15 protein-coding genes are annotated in these 14,701 nt (G+C 71.4%); 5 read left to right on the forward strand and 10 right to left on the reverse strand.

Features of this window, described 5'->3' with window-relative positions:
- The first annotated feature begins 299 nt into the window (after positions 1 to 299).
- Positions 300 to 1,385, forward strand: coding sequence for a patatin-like phospholipase family protein (locus H8B08_RS01800; protein WP_187448501.1), 1,086 nt, complete (start codon positions 300 to 302; stop codon positions 1,383 to 1,385).
- Between the two features lie 5 nt (positions 1,386 to 1,390).
- Here H8B08_RS01800 and H8B08_RS01805 read toward each other — a convergent pair whose 3' ends face one another.
- Positions 1,391 to 1,855 (reverse strand): hypothetical protein, encoded by a 465-nt coding sequence (locus tag H8B08_RS01805; protein ID WP_187448502.1) that lies wholly within the window; start codon positions 1,853 to 1,855, stop codon positions 1,391 to 1,393.
- A gap of 125 nt (positions 1,856 to 1,980) precedes the next feature.
- Between H8B08_RS01805 and H8B08_RS18870 the strand changes: the two genes are divergently transcribed.
- Positions 1,981 to 2,529: a helix-turn-helix transcriptional regulator gene (locus H8B08_RS18870; RefSeq protein ID WP_255500614.1), complete on the forward strand. Its 549-nt coding sequence runs from the start codon at positions 1,981 to 1,983 to the stop codon at positions 2,527 to 2,529.
- A gap of 78 nt (positions 2,530 to 2,607) precedes the next feature.
- Entirely contained in the window at positions 2,608 to 2,946 is a 339-nt protein-coding gene (locus H8B08_RS01815; RefSeq protein WP_187448503.1) for a hypothetical protein, read from the forward strand.
- Here the strand turns inward: H8B08_RS01815 and H8B08_RS01820 are convergent.
- Entirely contained in the window at positions 2,943 to 3,956 is a 1,014-nt protein-coding gene (locus tag H8B08_RS01820) for an NAD-dependent epimerase (protein ID WP_187448504.1), read from the reverse strand. The genes H8B08_RS01815 and H8B08_RS01820 overlap by 4 nt on opposite strands.
- Positions 3,957 to 4,164: 208 nt before the next feature.
- Here H8B08_RS01820 and tviB point away from each other — a divergent pair, with 208 nt between their 5' ends.
- Positions 4,165 to 5,442, forward strand: a complete 1,278-nt coding sequence (tviB, locus tag H8B08_RS01825) for a Vi polysaccharide biosynthesis UDP-N-acetylglucosamine C-6 dehydrogenase TviB (protein ID WP_187448505.1) — start codon at positions 4,165 to 4,167, stop codon at positions 5,440 to 5,442.
- Between the two features lie 4 nt (positions 5,443 to 5,446).
- On the opposite strand, the gene H8B08_RS01830 is transcribed toward tviB, so the two are convergent.
- The 6 genes from H8B08_RS01830 to H8B08_RS01855 all read right to left on the reverse strand — a co-directional run bounded on the left by H8B08_RS01830 (position 5,447) and on the right by H8B08_RS01855 (position 12,272).
- The gene (locus H8B08_RS01830; RefSeq protein WP_187448506.1) at positions 5,447 to 6,757 is read right to left on the reverse strand and encodes an O-antigen ligase; all 1,311 of its coding nucleotides are present in this window, start codon (positions 6,755 to 6,757) and stop codon (positions 5,447 to 5,449) included.
- Positions 6,758 to 6,844: 87 nt separating this feature from the next.
- Positions 6,845 to 7,069, reverse strand: a complete 225-nt coding sequence (locus H8B08_RS01835) for a hypothetical protein (protein WP_187448507.1) — start codon at positions 7,067 to 7,069, stop codon at positions 6,845 to 6,847.
- Between the two features lie 151 nt (positions 7,070 to 7,220).
- The gene (locus tag H8B08_RS01840; protein ID WP_187448508.1) at positions 7,221 to 8,465 is read right to left on the reverse strand and encodes a type IV pilus biogenesis/stability protein PilW; all 1,245 of its coding nucleotides are present in this window, start codon (positions 8,463 to 8,465) and stop codon (positions 7,221 to 7,223) included.
- Positions 8,466 to 8,472: 7 nt separating this feature from the next.
- Positions 8,473 to 10,713: a polysaccharide biosynthesis tyrosine autokinase gene (locus tag H8B08_RS01845; protein WP_187448509.1), complete on the reverse strand. Its 2,241-nt coding sequence runs from the start codon at positions 10,711 to 10,713 to the stop codon at positions 8,473 to 8,475.
- Between the two features lie 57 nt (positions 10,714 to 10,770).
- Positions 10,771 to 11,454 (reverse strand): polysaccharide biosynthesis/export family protein, encoded by a 684-nt coding sequence (locus tag H8B08_RS01850; RefSeq protein WP_187448510.1) that lies wholly within the window; start codon positions 11,452 to 11,454, stop codon positions 10,771 to 10,773.
- A 20-nt stretch (positions 11,455 to 11,474) separates the two neighbouring features.
- On the reverse strand, positions 11,475 to 12,272 hold the full coding sequence (locus H8B08_RS01855; protein WP_187448511.1) for a tyrosine-protein phosphatase: 798 nt from the start codon (positions 12,270 to 12,272) through the stop codon (positions 11,475 to 11,477).
- A gap of 233 nt (positions 12,273 to 12,505) precedes the next feature.
- On the opposite strand from H8B08_RS01855, the gene H8B08_RS01860 reads away from it, so the two are divergent.
- On the forward strand, positions 12,506 to 13,825 hold the full coding sequence (locus H8B08_RS01860) for a J domain-containing protein (RefSeq protein WP_187448512.1): 1,320 nt from the start codon (positions 12,506 to 12,508) through the stop codon (positions 13,823 to 13,825).
- Here H8B08_RS01860 and H8B08_RS01865 read toward each other — a convergent pair.
- Together H8B08_RS01865 and H8B08_RS01870 are read right to left on the reverse strand one after the other, a co-directional pair.
- A complete protein-coding gene (locus H8B08_RS01865; protein WP_187448513.1) occupies positions 13,791 to 14,213 on the reverse strand; it encodes a hypothetical protein in 423 nt (140 codons plus the stop codon). The two genes, H8B08_RS01860 and H8B08_RS01865, sit on opposite strands and share 35 nt — an antisense overlap.
- A complete protein-coding gene (locus H8B08_RS01870) occupies positions 14,210 to 14,656 on the reverse strand; it encodes a VanZ family protein (protein ID WP_187448514.1) in 447 nt (148 codons plus the stop codon). The genes H8B08_RS01865 and H8B08_RS01870 overlap by 4 nt, the downstream gene beginning before the upstream one ends.
- Positions 14,657 to 14,701: the final 45 nt, after the last annotated feature.

The following is a 14,701-nucleotide window of genomic DNA, read 5'->3' on the forward strand; positions in this document are numbered from 1 at the left end:
CCGTCCGAAGCCGAAAACGGGCTGCTCAGGACCAAAAATTTCCAATCGTGCGCGCAAGAACCGCCGCCGCGCCGGCATCGCCGCCTCGAGCGCCGGATCGGATCATCCCTTCATTGCCTGCCGCAGTGCACAAATCGTGCGCTCCGGAGCGGCCCTGACGCGAAAATACCGCCCGTTGCCGCTCCTGTTTCGGGGCCTGCGGCGTCGAGGCCACAGGCCGGGTCCCTCGCAATTGGTCCGCTTGCAGAAAACGCGGGTTCCTGAACAGAGTTAAGCGAACCTTAACAGTGGGGGCTGGGATGGCGCGCTTCGTGCTGTCGATCGACGGGGGAGGCGTGCGCGGGCTGCTGCCGGCGCTGGTCCTGCAGGAGCTGCTAGGGCGCGTGGGGGAGCGCCTGGGCCGCCGTCCCGAGGCGCACGAGTGCTTCGACCTGATCGCAGGAACCGAGACCGGGGGTCTGCTGGCCGCCGGGCTGACCGCGCCGGCCGGGGCCGATCGCGACCGGGCTGTGCTGGGGGTGGACGGACTGGTCGCCTTCTTCCGCAAGCGCGTGCGCAAGATCTATCCGAACGGCTGGTTCGCGCCGCGCGTGGGCGAGGGGCTGTACGACCACCGCCGCCTGGAGCGCCTGCTCGGCGAGTTGTTCGGCGCGACGCGGCTGAGCGAGTGCCTCGCTCCGGTGATGATGACCGCCTACGACCTGGAGGCGCGCCGGCCGGCGCACCTGGTGGCTGGCGGCCCCTACGCCTGGAGCGACCTGGACGCGAGCTATCGCGACGCCGTGCGCGCGACGACGGCCACCCCGACCTGGTTCCAGCCGGCGGAGGTGAAGAACGCCTTCGCGTCCGGCAAGCCGATGCCGCTGATCGGCGGGACCCTGTTCGCCAACGACCCGGCGATGGCCGTGCTGGCCGAGGCCGCGCGCATGGACTGGGGCCACGAGAAGATCTTCGTGCTGTCCCTGGGCACGGGGCGTCCGACCCGGGCCTTCCCGGCCAGGAAGACGCGCAAGTGGACGCCGGAACGCTGGCTGGACCGGCGCAAGGGCTCGGCCCTGATCGCCATAGCCGCTCAGGCGGCGGCCGACGGCGTGGCCTACCAGGCGGACCTGTTCCTCAACCAGGGCGGCGAGCTGCAGTACACCCGCATCGACGGCCCGCTGAGCGCCGGCGTCAGCGAGCGCAGCGATCTGGCCTCGGGGCGCAATCTGAAGGCGCTGGAGCGCCAGGCCCAGGCCTGGATCGCCGAGCACTCGCGCGACCTCGACGCCTGGGCTCAGCGGCTGGCCCGCCGGCTGGGCTGGATGGACCCGGCGGCGGCCGTGACCGCGCCTATGGCGGCGCCTGTCGGGTCGACGGAGGTCGCCGCCGCGGTGGCGGCCTGAGGCGATCAGGCGGACGCGGGCGGCCGGTGGTCTGGAGCCGATCTTAGCCCGATCGGCGGCCCGAGTTCGCGGCGCAACACGGCGAACACGAGCACGCCGAGCTGCAGGTAGGCCAAGACGCTGGAGACCCACCACAAGGCCCGCAGCACGCCGCGCTGCTCCGGGGCCAGGGCGTGGATGAACAACCGGATCAGATCAACCGGCAACGCTTCGACCACCACCAGGGCGGTCGCCCACGGCGCGCGGCAGCGCCACCAGATCCACAAGGCGCCCAGGAACATGCCGGCGTTCACAATCGCCATGGCGGCGTCGCGCGCCAGCAGGCTGGTGGAGGCTTTCATCCCCAGCGCGCCCAGGGTGGTGCCGGCCAGAACCACCAGGGCGGCGTAGCGCTCGTAACGGCCGCCGAAGGTGCACGTGAGCGCGACCACCGCGAACTGGACGAATATGTAGATCAGAACCAGCAGCAACGACGCGCATCCCCGGGCGAGGTCCTTGGTGTCGGCGGAACCTTCGCGTGGCAAGTCTTAGGATGTATGTACGTCGTTCAGGGAAGCCGCAGTCGAGCGTCGGGGCGATGGGGATCCGGGCCAACATGGCCTTTCACCGAGCGGTCCGCGAGGAAGCGGCCGTGCTGGTGGCGCGCCACGGCGCCTTCGGCGCGTTCGAAGAGGCGCGCCGGCGACGGCAGGGCGCCGAGCCCGGCGACCTGCAGCTGTTCGCCTACAACGTGGAGCGCGCCACCGCCGAGATCGCGGGCATTTCGCTCGACAATCCCAAGGCGCGGCCGCTGGGGCCCGAGCCGCCGGTCTGGTTCCTGCCGTTCCTGTCGGAGGCGCGCCTCGCGCGGCTGACGGAGCTGTTCGAGGCGCTGACGCGCCGCTGGGGCATGGCCTCGGCGCCGGAAGCCGACCGGCTGAAGGTGGAGTTCTCGGCCAAGTTCCCGACGGCGGGATTGCTCACGCCGCGTCAGGCCGAGTGCCTGCGCTGGGCGGCCGAGGGCAAGAGCTCCTGGGACATCGCGCAGATCACGGGGCTGAGCCCTCGCACGGTCGACGAGCATCTGGACAACGCTTGCCGGCGGCTGGGGGTGAAGCGCCGCGCCCAGGCCGTCGCAGCGGCGACTCGCGCCGGAATTCTCTGAAAATTCAGCGCCCCCGTAGGTCTACGGGGCCGGCGCCCGGGACCGGATCAGGCATGGCTCTCCCTCAGCGGAGGCGACATGACCATCGTTTGCAGTGACTTCGAATGCCCTGACGTCAGCGGCTTCAGCGCCGCCGAGCGCCGGCTTCTGAAGCGGTATCACCACCAGCTCGTTTCGCAGGATCGCCAGGGGCGCGTGCCGCCCGCACGGCTGTACTACGCCGCCGCCAGCGCGGTGGAATGCCTGCGCCACGCGCGGACGGACGCACGCGCGTGCCGCACCGCCGGCGGCTCGGCCGATGAGGTCCGCCGCACGCTTGAGACGGGGCGGGGCGACGCGCTGTTCTATCTGGAGCTGGCGCGGGCCTGGATCGTCACCGCCGACGTCGGCGGCGGCGGCCTTCGCCTGGTCTGTTAGGCGCCCGCCGGGGCGTAGTGCTCCAGATACCAGTCGCAGAAGGCCCGCACGCCGTCCTCGACGGTCGTCGACGGACGGTAGCCGGTCAGGGCGACCAGCAGCTCGGCGTCGGCCCAGGTCTTTGGCACGTCGCCGGCCTGCATGGGCATGTAGTTGCGCACGGCCTCGCGGCCGAGCTGCTTCTCGATGGCCTCGACGAACTCCAGCAGGTTCACCGGCGCGCCGCGGCCGATGTTGACCAGTCGCCACGGTGCGACCGGGCTCAGGGAATCGACCACGCCCTGCGCCGGCTCGCCCTTCACCGGGACCGCGTGAATCAGCCGCTCGATGCCTTCGACCAGGTCGTCGACGTAGGTGAAGTCCCGCTCCATCTGGCCGTTGTTGTAGATGTCGATCGGCTCGCCCGAGAGGATGCCCTTCACGAACTTGAACAACGCCATGTCCGGCCGGCCCCACGGGCCGTAGACGGTGAAGAAGCGGAACACGGTGGTGGGGATGTCCCACAGGTGGCTGTAGGCGTGGCTCATCTCTTCCGTGGCCTTCTTGGTGGCCGCGTAGAAGGTGAGCGGGTGGTCGCAGCGCTGGGTCTCGCCGAACGGCATCTCGGTGTTGGCGCCGTAGGCGGAACTGGTCGAGGCCAGCAGCAGGTGGCCGACCCGGTGGGCGCGCGCCAGCTCCAGGATGTTGAAGGTGCCGATCAGGTTGGAGTCGACGTAGGCGCGCGGGTTCTCGAGGCTGTAGCGGACCCCGGCCTGGGCGGCGAGGTGGACGATCACGTCGGGCCGCGCGGCCTCGACCACCTGCTCCAGCGCGGTCTTGTCCTCCAGCATCAGAACGTGCTCGGAGAAGCCGTTGTGGCGCTTCAGGAGGGCGTGGCGCGCCTCCTTCAGCTTGACGTCGTAGTAGGTCGTCATGCCGTCGACGCCGAAGACCTCGTGGCCCTGCGCGATCAGCCGACGGGCGAGGTGGAAGCCGATGAACCCGGCCGTTCCGGTGACCAGTATGCGCATCTGATGTCCGTCTCGCTCGTCTTTCTGCCGCGGTCCGCGAACGCGGGTGTCGCCGCTTGCCATGTATCCGATAGCGAGGGAAGACTCCCTTGGCGCCGTGGGGGCGGCGCTTGCGAGTCGCGCGTACAACCCCGCGCGCCGAAACGTGGCTCGGCGGTCGGGCGCGACTGACAGTGCGGGTCATGCCCCCGGATCGGGGGAATCGGACATGCATTCCATCGACTCTGCGCACCTCGGGGTGGTGGGGCTGGGCTATGTCGGTTTGCCACTCGCGCTGGCGTTCGGCCGCCGCTTTCTGACCGTAGGGTTCGACATCGACGCGGGCCGCATCGCCGAGCTGAAGGCCGGCGCGGACCGCACGCGCGAGTCGGAGCCGGAGGACTTCGTCCGAGCCGAGCAGCTGAGCTTCACCCATAAGTTGGAGGAACTCGCCGGCTGCAACACTTTCGTGGTGACGGTGCCGACCCCCATCGATGAAGCCAAGCGCCCCGATTTCGGTCCGCTGGTCGCCGCCAGCCGTTCGGTCGGTTCGGTGCTGAAGCGCGGCGACGTCGTGATCTTCGAATCCACGGTCTACCCGGGGGCGACCGAGGAGGTGTGCGCGCCGATCCTGGAGAAGGTGTCGGGCCTGACCTTCAACCGCGACTTCTTCTGCGGCTACAGCCCCGAGCGCATCAACCCGGGCGACAAGGCCCACCGCCTGACCGACATCGTGAAGGTGACCTCCGGCTCTACGCCGGAGATCGCCGACTATGTCGACGCGCTCTACGCCGCGATCGTCTCGGCCGGCACTCACAAGGCCAGCTCGATCCGGGTCGCCGAAGCGGCCAAGGTGATCGAGAACACCCAGCGCGACCTGAACATCGCGCTCGTCAACGAGCTGGCGATGATCTTCAACCGGCTGGGCATCGACACCCACGAGGTGCTGGCCGCAGCCGGCACCAAGTGGAACTTCCTGCCCTTCCGGCCGGGCCTGGTGGGCGGCCACTGTATCGGCGTGGACCCGTACTACCTGACCCACAAGGCGGTGGAGATCGGCCACCACCCCGAGGTGATCCTGGCCGGGCGGCGCATCAACGACGGGATGGGCGCCTACGTGGCCGACCAGGTGCTGCGGCTGATGGCGACCAACCGCATCAATCCGGTGGGGGCCAAGGTGCTGGTGCTGGGCCTGGCCTTCAAGGAGGGCTGCCCGGACATCCGCAACACCCGCGTGGTCGACGTCGTGCGCCAGCTGCAGCGCTTCAACGCCGAGGTCGACATCTGGGATCCTTGGGTGTCGCCGGAGGATGCGCGCCACGAGTACGGCTTCGGCTTGGTCGAGCAGCCCAAGGAAGGCGCCTACGACGCCATCGTGCTGGCGGTCGGCCATCCGGAGTTCGTCGCGCTGGGCCACGAGGGGCTGCGTCGCCTCGGGAACGGGCCGCACGTGATCTACGACGTGAAGTCGGTCCTCTCGCAGGCCGGGGTCGACGCGCGGCTCTGACGCCTCAAGCCGGTGTGCGGCGCTGGCGGGCGCCGCCGCGCTCCAGCACCGCGCAGCAGAAGGCCAGGAAGACGGCCAGGGTCTCGGTGCGCAGAGGATAGTCCGCCGCCGAGTGCAGCAACAAAAGCGCGATCGCGGCCGAGGCGGCGCGGGCGAGGTCGCCGCCGTCCGCCGTCCAGGCGCGCCAGCTGCGCTTCGCCCACCACGCTACGAAGCCGGCGAGCACGGCGGCGCCCAGCCAGCCGGTCTCGAGCCAGGTCTCCAGGAAGTCGTTGTGGGCGTGGTTGAGGAAGGTCTCGCCGACCGACTCCAGCGGTTCGACCGTCCGATACACGACGTCGAACGCCCCGACACCCGCGCCCAGCGGCAGGTGCGCGTCGGCTGCCTGGGTGATGGTCGGCCAGGTCTCGAAGCGGCCCTCGGGGCCCTGCTCGTCGAAGCGGGCGAGGATCGGATTCAGGGCGAACAGGGCGACGGCGGCCAGGGCGGCGGCGCTGACACCGGCCACGCCGAGCACCGCCGGCGTGGTCCGCCGCGCGCCGGTGGTGCGCCACACGATCAGCAGGCTGGCCACCAGGGCGGGGCCCGCCAGCAGGATGCCGGCGCGCGAGCGCACCGACGCGATCCCGACCAGCACCAGCAGGTAGAACAGCCCCGCCAGCACCATGCGCAGGCTCCGGTCGCGCCGCCGGCTGGACAGCGCCTCGCCGACGAACACGCCGGCCAGGGGCAGGCTCGCCACCAGCAGGGCGGCCAGGTGATTGCGGTTGGCGAACAGGCCCACGGCCGAGCCGTAGTTCGTGCTGGCGTAGGGATAGAAGGGCCCGTCGACGCCGCCGAGGAGCTGCAGCGCCCCGAGCAGCAGGCTGAGGATCGCCGCGAGCAGGTAGCCGACCGCCATGCGCCGACGCGCGTCGGAGGACACCGTCAGGGCGGCCAGGAACATGGCCGCCGGCGGGATCAGGGCCAGGACGGCGCGCCAGGTCGCTTCCGGGGTCAGGCTGAACGTAGCCCATGCGGGCGCCGCGCCGGCCAGATCCGCGACCGCCGCGACGGGCGCCCGGCCGGGCAGCTGTCGCCACAGGCCGAAGGGCAGGGGAAGAAGCTGAAGCAGGGGGACGGCGACAAGGCCGGCCAGCAGCGCCAGGGGGAACTTGTGCTCGCGCCACGCGCCGGAGGCGATCAGCCGCCGGCCGGCGATCACCAGCAGGGGCGTGGCCGCAAGCTCGACCAGCGCCAGGGGCAGGGCGTTCTCGCGGCTGGCGCCCCCCAAAACGACAGAAAGGGCCAGCAGGACGAACGCCATAATGGCCATCACGTCCTGCCGACCCTCTCGAACTCTGGCGATCACCCGCGCCTCATCGGCCGATACTGGAACCGGCCCCGAGGCGGCCGTGGTCGATTACGGGCTGGTCGGGCTGTCGTCTTCGTTGGCGACGACCGTCGCGGTCACGACGGCGGCGCCTACGATCAGCCAGGGGACAAACGCTTCGGCGGCGAACTCGTTGGCCGCGCCGCTCTTGGCGCCGACTCGGTCGCCGACCCGCACGGTGGCGGTGTTGCCCGCGGCGGCTTGGCCCGCGACGAGTAGCAGGCCCGCCGTCACGGCGAGAACTGACTTGCGCATGAACACACCCCTGGTCGAAACAGCCCGCAAGCTTTGCGGTTAGGTCTCTGGTAGCCGCCCGCAAGCCTAGCCGCAAGCTTCGCCGATCTGTGTTCGTCGACCCTTGCAATGGGATGATCGCACCCGGTCCCGCAAACCGTTGTTGGGCCACCTATTTTTCGGCGGAGCCGTTCGCCGGGCGAATCTTCATCCCGTCGTACCAGACCACCAGCGTGGTGCGCCGATCGCCGGGCAGGGCCCTCAGCTCCAGCCATTGGGCCGCGCAGCCCTCGGCCGGGACCTCGAACCGGATGGACGATGCGCGCCAGGGTGTCGGCGCCGCGGCGGCGGGCTGGACGGCGCGCGCCGCGATCCGGTTGTCCCCGATGCAGCGCACCGTCCAGGCCAGCCGCTCGGCGGGCACCGGCGTGTCGCTGCGCCAGCGCACCTCGAGCTCGTGCGCGCCGGCCGACAGAACCACGAACTGGTGGATCAGGCCCGGTGTGGAATAGCCGTCGTACTCGACACGCAGGGCCGACTGGCCGGCCAGCCGGTCGTCCGGCGCGATCTCAACCGACGCGCCGGCGCCTGACTCGATCTGCCAGCGGAACGGCGCGGGACCGGCGCGGTCGTCGAACTCGCCGTCGAAGGGGCTGACGGCCGCGGCCGCCGGCGCGAGCCGGCGGCGCAGGCCGGCAGCGTCGGCGAACTGGCCGCCGTTGACCAGGCGGGTCAGCAGGAAGCCCTGCTCCTTGTCGCTCAGGGGCGCGCGGCCGGGCTGCAGCATGATCGCCAGGGTCGCGGCGCTCTCCAGACCTTTGGGGGTTGAGGCGAGGTTCTGCAGGAAGGGTTCGCGCCAGGCGGGCTGGTGCGCCAGGCGTTCGGCGATGGGGGCGAGCGCGCGGCGGTCGGCGGCGGCGGCCGCGGAGAGCAGCTTGAAGAAGTGCGGCTGCAGCTCCGGCTTGCGGCGCATCAGGGCGTCGGCGTGGGCGAAGGCCGACGCGAAGTCGCCCTGGCGCAGGCGCTGGTCGACCAGCCAGACGTGGGCGGGACCGTCGCGCAGGCTCCAGTTGCCGGCCTGGGTCACCAGATCGTCGGCACGCTGCGGGTCGCCGCCGCGGTCGACGGCGATGCCGAGCACGCGGAGCGCGCGGGCGTTCAGCGGCTGGGCGAGGAGGGCGCGACGGGCCAGGGACTCGGCGGCCGCCGGGCGTCCGGCCTCAAGCTCGGCCTCGGCTTCCAGGGCTAGCAGGCGAGGCGAGCGGGGCGCGAGCTTCAGGGCCGCCGCCGGGGGCAGGCGGTCGGCCGCGGCCTGGGCGACGATCTGCCAGGCCATGAGCGCGCCTACGCCGATCGCCGCCGCGGCGGCCAGGCGCTTGGCCGGTTCGGCCGGGCGGCGTTCTGCAGCCTCGCTCACCGCGCGCTCACGCCTGGGCGCGCTTCTTGGCGTCGACGCCGTAGTCATAGTCGTAGGCGTAGTCGTAGCTGGCGATGCGGGGGTCGAACTTGGTCAACAGGGCGCCCAGCAGGCGCGCGCGGCTCATATGCAGGCGGGCCAGCGCGTTGCGGGCCTGGCCGCGACGGGTGCCGCGGGATTCCAGCACGAAGATGGTGCCGCCGACCATCGAGGCCAGCACCGGCCCGTCGGCGAGGCCCGCGATCGGAGGGCCGTCCATGACCACCACGTCGTATCGGGCCTGGGCCTCCTCCAGGAAGGCGCGCACCCGGCTGCCGGCCAGCAGTTCGGCCGGGTTCGGCGGCCGCGGTCCGCAGGCGACGAAGGACAGGGCCGAGGCGCCGGTCGACTGCACGACCTCCCCCAGGGTGGAGACGCCGGCCAGCACGTTGGACAGGCCGCGGCTGTTGTCGGCGCCCAGACTGCGGTGCATCGACGGATTGCGCAGGTCGGCGTCGATCAGCAGCACCCGCTGGCCCAGCCGCGCCAGGTTGAGCGCGACGGCCAGCGAGGTGGTCGACTTGCCTTCGCCCGGGCGCGTGCTGGTCACCAGCAGCGAGCGCGGAATGCCGTCGGGCGTGGAGAACTGCAGGGCGGTGCGCAGGGAGTAGTACGCCTCGGCGAAGCCCGAACGGATGTCGGCCAGAGCCTCGGGCGGGGTGACCCCCTTCTCGAGCAGCGGGATGCTGCCGAGGATCGGCACGCCCAGCTTTTGCTCCGCGTCGTCCGGGGTGGCCAGGGTCTCGTCCAGCGCTTCGATCACGAAGGCGGCCAGCACGCCCAGGCCCAGACCCAGCACGGCGGCCAGCATCATGTTCAGCATCAGGTTCGGCTTGGACGGCCCCAGCGGCGGGTCGGCCCGGTCGACCACCGAGATGTTGTTGGTGGTGATGCCGCCGGCGACGCCGATCTCCTTGTAGCGCTGCAGCAGGCCCTCGTAGAGCGTGCGCGACGTGTCCACCTCGCGCTGGAGGATGTTGTACTGGATGCTGCGGTCGCGCAGGTCCAGCACGTCGGACTTGAGGCCGGCGACCTGCTGCTGCAGCGAGGCCTCCTGGTTCATCGCGATGGTGTACTGGGCCTGGATCGAGGCGCGGATGTTGCCGGCCTCGGCCTGGATCTGACGGTTCACTTCGTCGATCTGCGCCTTCAGCTGGCGCATTTCGGGGAAGTCCGGCTTGAACACGCGCAGCTTCTGCTCGTACTCGGCCGTCAGTCGGGCCCGCTCCTGGCTGAGCTGCTGGACGGTCTGGCTCTGCAGCACCTCCGGCAGGCTCATCAGCGGGGCGCTCTTGGCCTCGCGCCAGCGCTCCTCGGCGCGCACGCGCTCGGTCTTGGCGGCGGCCAGGGCCGAGTTCAGGGCCAGCAGGTTGTTGGTGTCCAGCGACTGGGCGGCGCCGGCGTGGTCGCCGGTCTCGATGATCTGCTGCTGGGCGGCGTAGGCGACCAGCTGGCGCTCGGATTCCTCCAGCTTGGCCTTCACCTGGGCCAGGCGCTGCTCGAGGAATTCGCGGGCGTAGGAGGAGGACTCGAAGCGGCGGTCCAGATTCGACTGGATGAAGTTCTCGGCGAATGCGTTGGCGACCCGGGCCGACAGCTGGGCGTCGGGGCTGTCGAAGGTGACGCTGACCAGGCGCGAGCCGCGCACCGGATTGACCCCGAGGTTGGCCTGCACCAGGCGCAGCACCTGCTCGCGGCGGTTGGGCGGTCGCTTGCCCGGCTCGGGCTTGGGCGGCGTGATCCCCATCTGCTTCAGGAACTTGTCCGAGCCGGCCAGGCCAAGGCTGTCGATCACGCGCAGGGACAGCGAGCGGCTGCGCAGCAGGCCGTACTGGGTCTGGAAGAACTCTTCGCCGGCGACCATCGAGTCGCGCGGGGAAGTGTCGTCGTCCTCGGTGACCTTCGCCGCCTGACGGTCGATCTGCAGGGTGGTCGTGGCGGTGTAGACCGGGGTCATCAGCATCGTCGCCGCCGCGCCCAGGGCCAGGCACACGGCGAAGGTCGCGCCGATCACCACCCGGTGCTTGACCAGCAGCCGCCAGTACTCGCCGATGTTGAAGGCGTTCGCCCCGGCTTCCTCGGCGACTGGGGTCCACTGCAGCAGGGCGCTGGATTCGCGAACGGTCGGCAGGCCGGTGCGGCCGCCGTCGATCGACTGGAACCGCCGCAGGGCGCCGTACTCGCCTTCATTCGTGTCGTCGCCGCTCATCTCGCCCCGCCCGTTGCCGGTGGTGGGCGCGCCCCCGCGCCCGAACTCGTTTCGATCTCAGTACGGTCGGAAGATGCTGAACGCCGGGAGGGCGCCCAGAACCTCGCGCCAGGCCCCCTTGAGGCCCGAGCTGTCCACCACGATCACGTCGTCGCCGTAAATCTCCGGATCCTCGGCCTTGCCCTTGCGGATGGCGCTCAGATCGAACACCGCCGCCTGGCGCTGGCCGTCGACCTGACGGAACACCGCGACCCGCTTGAGATTGGCGTTGCGCGCCGGGCCCTTGGCCATGGCCACCGCCTGCAGCAGGGTGGTGCGGCCACGCAGCTCGAACACCCCGGCCTCGGTCACGGCGCCGTCGACCGTGACCTTCTGGCTGGCGGCTTCGGAAACCACCACTGACACCTGCGGATGCTGCAGATAGCTGGCCTCCAGCTTGGCCGCGATCTCGTCGGAGAGCTCGGTCGTGGTCCGGCCCCCGGCCATGACCTGGCCGATGAGCGGCAGCAGGATGCGCCCGCTGGCGTCCACCTGCACCCGGTCCAGCGTCAGGTCCTTCACCTGGAAAACGGTGATGTTCAGCTTGTCGAGCGCGCCGATCCGGTACTCGCCGCGGGGCGTCGCGTGGACGCCTGGCGCGGTCGTCGCAACCTGGGCCGGGTCCCGATCCTGAGCGTGGGCCGCGCCGGCGCCGAGCAGGGCGCAGGCCACGGCGATCGCCAGGGGAGCTCTTGAAGCCATGGGGGCAGCCTTTCTCCAGCTCATGCGGCGCGGAACAGCCGGCTGAGCAGGCCGGGACGCTTGGTCGGTTCGCGGCGCACGCCGACGGCGGTCGGCAGGCTGGCCGGCGGGGCGTTCGCCAGCACCGCCAGCGGGCGGGTCATCACCATGTCGGTCGCCGCCTGCTCGCCGAGCCTGCGAGCGACCAGGTCGCGAGCCTCGGCCAGGGCGGGCCTTCGGTTGCGCAGGTTGTGGGCGTCGGTGGCCAGCACGTGGACCAGGCCTTCGTCCAGCATGCGCTCGCCCCAGTACTGGGCGCGCTTGCCGAAGCGACCGGTCAGCGAGCCGGCGGTGATCTGCATCCAGGCGCCGGCGTGGGCGATGCGGGTCATCACCTCGTAGTGGCTCTCGATCCAGCGCAGCCGCTCGGGGTGGGTGATCAGCGGCTGGTAGCCGGCCGCCATCACGTCGAACACGGCGTCTTCCATGCGCGGCGGCGCCACGTGGTGGGGCGGCTCGAACAGGAAGTAGCGGGAATCCGCCAGGGTCAGCAGGCGGCCGGAGCGCAACCCCGGGGCCAGGCCGGGGACCAGGTGCACGTCGGCGCCCGCGACCAGCTCCAGCACAATGCCGGCCTCGTCCAGCTGCGTCTGCAGCCGGTCCACGCGGGCGCGGATGTCCGGGCCGGTGTTCTCGTAGTAGCCGGGCATGATGTGCGGGGTGCAGGCGGTGATCTGGATGCCGTCGGCGACCGCGACGCGGGCCATCTCCAGCGAGGTCTCCAGATCCGGAGCCCCGTCGTCGATTCCAGGCAGCAGATGGCAGTGCAGATCGATCATGCGTAGGTCACCACCTCGCTCGACCGCCCCCAAGGCCGACGCCCCAGAATCGAAGACGACGTTGTCGCTCGAACGTTGGTTTCTCGCTTGCACCCCCTTTGCAGTCAAGCTGGCATGACAGCGTTCTCCGACGGCTCTCGCCCGTTCCGGCTTTCGTCTATGGTCGCGCGGGGAAGGGGAATCGGCATGTGGCGAGCGTTCGCGTCAGCTCCGCACGGCGGTGGCCGGACCGTATGAGCGGGTCAGCCGATCCCTACGCGGTTCTCGGCCTGACCCCGGACGCCGACGCGGCGCAGATCCGCGCCGCCTACCTGGCCCTGGCGCGGCAGCACCATCCCGACCGCCGGGCCGGCGGGGCCGGGCCTTCGGAAGACCGGATCAAGGAAATCAACGCGGCCTTCGCGGTGCTGGGCGATGCGCGCAGGCGCGCGGCCTACGACCGGGCGGCGCAGGCGGCCGTGGTCGCCGCGGTGGACGGCGTCCGTCCCGCCGTCCACCGCAGCCCGACCGAGGCCCGGCGGCTCGCGTCGCGGCGGTCTCGGGTCATCGCGCGCGGGGGAGCGGGCGCGGCCGGCGCCCTCGTCGCGGTCTCCGTGCTGGCGGTCGCGCATGCGAACGGCCTGCCCCGGTTCTCCCTGGCGCACTTCGACGCTCGCCCCGAGGCCGAGGCGATGCGGGCGAACCTCGCGATCGGCGGCGGTGACGCCGCGCCGGAAAACGTCATGTTGCCGTGGCCCGGCCGCGGCGCGCAGGTCCGCTCGGGCGGGCTGGAGCTGTCGTTCGAGGCGGCCCGCGGCGACGGCGGGGCGCGGCTGACGGTGCGCGACGCGGGGGGCGACACCGTCGCCCTCTCCCTGCCGAAAGACGCCGAGCTCGATGGCGCGCGCTACGGCGTGGGCCGGCTGGATCCCGACAGCCGCGGCGCTTCGGTGGTCCTGGCCTATCGCAGCCGGGGTGAGGCTGGCGCACAGCTGAAGGTCGCCGCGCCGGTGGATCGTGGCTGGAAGATCGTCGACCTGGGCCCCCGCCCGGGCGCGCCGCTGGCGGTGTTTCCGGAGGAGATCGACGGCGACGGCGTCGCGGAATTCGTGCTGCCGGACGCGCGCTTCCTGTCGGTGTTCGGGCCGCCGCGCCAGGCCCTGTTCCCGCCGCAGATCCTGCAGGTGCGCGCCGGACAGGTCGTGGACGTCTCGGACAGCGGCCGCTTCGTCGCGGTCTTCCGCGCCGACATGGAGGCGGCCCGCCCGATCTGCGCGCTCGGGTCGAACAGCGCCTGCGCCGCCTTCGTCGCCGACGCCGCACGGGTCGGGCGGCTGGAATGGGCCTGGTCGGTGATGCTGCAGAGCTACGACCGCAAGGCGGGCTGGCCCTTGCCCTCGGGCTGCGCCGCCGAGGCCGTGCCTTGCCCGGCCGGTCAGGGGCGGCGGTTCACCGGCTATCCCGCGGCGTTGGAGGATTTCCTGCGGCGCAGCGGCTACGTCCGCGCGCACATCGACCTGGGCGAAGAGGCGCCCCCGGTCACGCCGCCGGCGTCGCGCGCCGGAGCGCGATAGACCCGCGCCAGGCCTGGATGGCCAGGACCAGGCTGAACAGGTCGACCAGCGCGTTCAGCCCTTGGGTGACGCTGAAGGCGGTGACCGCCAGCCACAGGTCCCCGGCCGTCTCGACGACGACCCAGAGCAGCAGCGGGCCCGCCGCGATGGCCGAGGCGCGGGCGCTGAGCCCCCAGGCGAGGGCGCCGGCGACGCAGGCGACGAGGGCCACAGTCACGAGCGTCGCGGCGTTTACGGCGTTCGCCAGGACGAGCGCGTAGCTCAGGACCAGCAGGCCGGCGGCCCACACGCCGCCGCGGGCCAGCGCCCGGGCGTGGGCGTCGTCGGCGATCGCGACCAGCGGGTTCCAGGAGAAGTCCGCGGTCTGCGTGCGGATGCCGGACGTCACGCCCGGCTTTTCAGTTTGCGGGCGGTCGGCAGGTCGACGATCGCGTTCTTTTCGGTCTCCTGCGTTGCGCGCGCGCCCAGCGCGCGCAGCCGCCAGGCCAGGACCGGCAGCAGGGCGAAGGCGATGCCGGCGACGTCGGCGACCACGTCCTTCACGTCCGAGTCGCGATGGATCATCGGCAGGGCCTGCAGCACCTCGATCAGGACGCCCAGCCCCGTGAGGGCCACGGCGATGACCGCCAGCGACGCGCGCGGGAAAGCGGGAATGGCCAGCAGGGCGACCACGTAGAAGGCGGTGAAGTGGGCGAGCTTGTCCCAGAAGAACAGGCTCTTGTCGTCACCGCCCGGGATAAGCGCGTTCCAGAGGGCGAAGCCGGCCGCGCCGACAAAGGCGGCCTTCGCCAGCACGCCCAGCGCCGTGGGCAGGCGATCTCGAAAGTTCATGACACCCCAACACCCGAAGCGGCGAACCGCTGCGTGCGGTTTAGG

Origin of the sequence: Caulobacter sp. 17J80-11 (assembly GCF_014349105.1) — a bacterium.
In the GTDB taxonomy this organism is placed as follows: Bacteria; Pseudomonadota; Alphaproteobacteria; order Caulobacterales; family Caulobacteraceae; genus 17J80-11.